Origin of the sequence: Rhodobaculum claviforme (genome assembly GCF_016653255.1) — a bacterium.
In the GTDB taxonomy this organism is placed as follows: Bacteria; Pseudomonadota; Alphaproteobacteria; order Rhodobacterales; family Rhodobacteraceae; genus Rhodobaculum; species Rhodobaculum claviforme.
This window is the reverse complement of record NZ_NHSD01000238.1, coordinates 1-3,545: the sequence shown is the minus strand read 5'-3', so window position 1 is coordinate 3,545 and position 3,545 is coordinate 1. Positions and strand designations below refer to the sequence as shown.

Here is a 3,545-nt window from a genome sequence, read left to right as displayed (position 1 = left end):
CCCCGGCCCGCCCGCGCGGCGCACGCGCGACGCTTGTCTTCCGCCCGGCCGCCCGCTAGCGCTGGGTCCCGCCATCACCACAGGGCCCGCCATGACCGACCCCGCTCCCCGCCTCACGCCCGCCCAGATCACCGCCATGCACGGGCTCGACTATCTGCGCGGCCTTGTCGCGGGGCGCTTCGCCATGCCGACCCTGGCCGAGGCGATCGGCTACACCCTCGTGCGCGCCGACCCCGGCGAGGTCGCGATCCGCGCAACCGCGGGGCCGTCGCACCTCAATCCCATGGGCGGCGTCCACGGCGGCTGGTACGGCGCGATCCTCGACAGCGCGCTGGGCTGCGCGGTGATGACGGCGGTGCCCGCGGGGCGGTGGTACACGACGCTTGAGTACAAGGTGAACCTGACCCGCGCCCTGCCTCTGGGCACCGAGGTGGAGGCCACCGCCACCCTGCGCCACGCGGGCCGCACCACCGGGGTGGCCGACGCGGTGCTGCGCGGGGTGGCCTGCGGGCGGGTCTATGCGACCGGCTCCACCACCTGCCTGATCATGGACGCCTGACCCCTCTGTTCACGAAACCGTGAGGGGTCGGCGACGGCGCGACGGAATCCCGCCGGTGGGTGCGTTCAATGGGCATGGACGGGACAGATCCCGCCCGGACAGCATACGGAGACCCCCATGACATCGCGCCTCTGGCTCCCCGCCCTCGCACCCGCCCTTGCGATCGGGGTCGGCCTCGCCGCTGCGCCCCCGCTTGGCGCGCAGGCGCCCGCCGCCGGGTTCACGGCCGTCGACACCGACACCGCCATCACCGCGTCGGACCGCGCCGTCATCCGCGACCGCCAGCCGGCCCGCATGGCCGAGGCCCTGCGCACCGCCCCGGCCGCGCCGTCGCCCAACGCGGACACCACCGCCCGGCGCATGCTGGAGCGCTTCGACACCGATGCCGACGGTCGCCTCGATGCCGCCGAGCTGGCCACCGCCATGGCTGCCATGGCCGCCGCGCGCAGCCCGGATGCCGCCACCGCGCCCCTGCGCGGCGACCGCGCCGACGCGGACCGCAGCAACCGTCGCGACGCCACCCGCGACGGCCCCCGCGAGGGCCGTCCGCAAGACGTCCGAAGGACCCCCCGGGACGCGGATCTCCTGCGTGGTGACGGGCCGCGCCGGTCGGGCTTCAGCCGCCTCGATGCCGATGGCGACGGCGTGATCACCCGCGCCGAATGGCAGGCCGCGCAGGACGGCGCCAACACCCGAGGCGACGCCCGCACCGGCAACCGCTCCGCCACGTCCGATAACGATCGCGGCGGCGCCCGCCCCGAGCGACGCGACGAGCGCGGCGGCCCCGGCATGGACGCCCGCCGCCCCGATACGCGCGACCGGCAGCGCGACGGCAGTGCCGCCGACCGCCGTGGCAGCCCGGACGCAGACCAGCGGCCGAACCGCCGCCAGGACGCAGACGAAGCCCCGCGCCAAGGCCGAGGCCAGGACTCAGGCCGGCAGCAAGGAACCCCGCAGCGCGACGGCACCGGCCAAGGCCAGGCTGACCGCCAGGGCGAGCGCATGGGCCAAGGCGAGGGTCAAGGCCAGAGTCAGAGCCAGAGCCAGAGCCAGAGCCGTGGCATGGGGCAAGGCCAGGGCGCCGCACAAGGCCGAGGCACTGGATCGGGCGCAGGCATGGGTGATGGCACGGGCATGGGCGATGGAACGGGCAATCGCTCCGGCGGCGGCACGGGCACCCGCAGCGGCGGCGGTGCGCAGGGCGGCGGCGGTGCGGCAGCCGACTAAGACAGCCCCGGCCGCCCGCCGCTTGGCGCCTTCGCCCCCGCCCCTCGGGTCGGGGGTTGCGGCGCGGCGGCGGGTGGGATCAGGCTTGCCCCATGCCAAGCGCACCCCCAGACCCTCTGGCCCAGGCGTCCACCCCGGCGTCCACCCCGCCTGGCCCGCCGGCCTCCAGCCCGGCCGCGGCGCAGGCGCCGGACCCGGAGGCGGCGGCCATGGACCCGCCTGCGCGCCCGACCTCGGCCCTCCCTGCGGCCGTCCCTCCGGCGCACACACCCGATCCGACCCCGAACGCCAGCCCGCCCCCGGCCGAGGATACGGACGCCGTCCTTCTGGCGCGCTACGCCGCCGGAGATCTGGAGGCCGCGCGCAGCCTCATGGCGCTGCACCTGCCGCGGGTGCTGGGCCTTGCCCACCGTCTTCTGGGCGATGCCACCGAGGCCGAGGACATCGCGCAGGAGGCGATGGTCCGCCTGTGGCGCATCGCCCCCGACTGGCAGGCCGGACGGGCGCGCCTGTCCACCTGGCTCCATCGGGTGACGGCGAACCTGTGCACCGACCGGCTGCGCCAGCGGCGCGGGCCGCGCGCCGCCGCCCCGCTGGAGGCGGTGGCCGAGCCCGCCGATCCGGCCCCCGGTGTGGAACGGGCGCTGATCGACGCCGACCGCGCCACCGCCCTGTCCGAGGCGCTGTCCCGACTGCCACAGCGCCAGGCACAGGCGGTGACGCTGCGCCACCTCGAGGGCCTCGGCAACCCCGAGATCGCCCGCATCATGGACACCGGCACCGAGGCAGTGGAAAGCCTCGTTGCGCGCGGGCGACGCGCCCTGCAGGCCGCCCTCGCACCACGCCGCGACATATTGGGGTATGACGATGACCGACCGTGACGCACCGACCCCGCGCCGTTCCCCCGATGCGGCCGAACCACCCGACCCGCGGCAGGACCGGCCCACGCATGCGCCGTCGCCGCCAGCGGATCCTGCGGCCTCGTGCCCCGGCGCCGTCCCGGGCCGACGTGGCGCGGATGCGCGGCGACCGGCGGCGGTCACACCGGTGCACCCGCCGACCGGTGCGGCCCCCGCGGACCCGGCCGCGCCGCCCGCTGGCGCCCGGATGCCTGAGGCCCGCCGCCCGCAGGCCCGAACCGACCGGGCCGCGCCCCCCTCCGCCGGGGGGGCCGACCCCGTCGCCGAACGCTCCACTGCCCACCACTCCGGCACCGGTCCCTCCAGCACCGATCGCCCCGGTGCCGGCATGGCCGGGCCCATGCCCCCGACGGACGCCGATGACCTCGATGCGGCATTCGCGGTGCTGGGGGCGCGGCGCCAGCCCTCGGCGGCGCTGATGGCGCGGGTGATGGCCGATGCCGCCGCGCGGGAGCCGATGGCATCGCCCGCCACCGCGCCCCAGCGCCCCCCGCCGGTCGGGGCACCGCGACGGGGCATCACGCGGGGCGCGCGGCGCGCGGCGGCAGGCTGGTCGGCGGCGGAGTGGTCGGGACGGTGGCGGGCGCTGCGCGCGCCCGTCGGTCTGGGCGCTGCGCTGGCGGCGGGGTTCGTGCTGGGCGCGGTCGCTCCGGCCGCGCTGTTCGATCCCCTCGCCGCGGTCGAGGCCGCGCTGTTCGGCCCTCCGGTGCTGCTGGACTTTGCCGACGCGGGGGCGCTGCTGTCCGACTGGCCGGGCGACTAGCCCGCCGGACACGCCACCGTCGCGCCAATCGGCCCCGAGACCGGATCCGGGATCAGCCCCGACACCGCGTCCGACA

Annotated in this window: 4 protein-coding genes; all 4 read left to right on the top strand. The window is 77.3% G+C overall.

Annotated elements, in window-relative coordinates; all coding sequences use genetic code 11:
• The first annotated feature begins 91 nt into the window (after nt 1–91).
• Complete coding sequence (locus CCR87_RS08590) at nt 92–559, top strand: PaaI family thioesterase (protein WP_201157117.1); 468 nt, start codon at nt 92–94, stop codon at nt 557–559.
• Nucleotides 560–676: 117 nt separating this feature from the next.
• A complete protein-coding gene (locus CCR87_RS17525) occupies nt 677–1,786 on the top strand; it encodes a hypothetical protein (protein WP_201157116.1) in 1,110 nt (369 codons plus the stop codon).
• A gap of 209 nt (nt 1,787–1,995) precedes the next feature.
• A complete protein-coding gene (locus CCR87_RS08580) occupies nt 1,996–2,667 on the top strand; it encodes a sigma-70 family RNA polymerase sigma factor (protein ID WP_201157115.1) in 672 nt (223 codons plus the stop codon).
• A gap of 379 nt (nt 2,668–3,046) precedes the next feature.
• A complete protein-coding gene (locus CCR87_RS08575; RefSeq protein WP_201157114.1) occupies nt 3,047–3,469 on the top strand; it encodes a hypothetical protein in 423 nt (140 codons plus the stop codon).
• The last annotated feature ends 76 nt before the right edge of the window (nt 3,470–3,545 follow it).

Coding starts and splice junctions, on each gene's coding strand:
- CCR87_RS08575 (WP_201157114.1), top strand. CDS start 3,047: ATGCCCCCGACGGACGCCGATGACCTCGATGCGGCATTCGCGGTGCTG.
- CCR87_RS08580 (WP_201157115.1), top strand. CDS start 1,996: ATGGACCCGCCTGCGCGCCCGACCTCGGCCCTCCCTGCGGCCGTCCCT.
- CCR87_RS08590 (WP_201157117.1), top strand. CDS start 92: ATGACCGACCCCGCTCCCCGCCTCACGCCCGCCCAGATCACCGCCATG.
- CCR87_RS17525 (WP_201157116.1), top strand. CDS start 677: ATGACATCGCGCCTCTGGCTCCCCGCCCTCGCACCCGCCCTTGCGATC.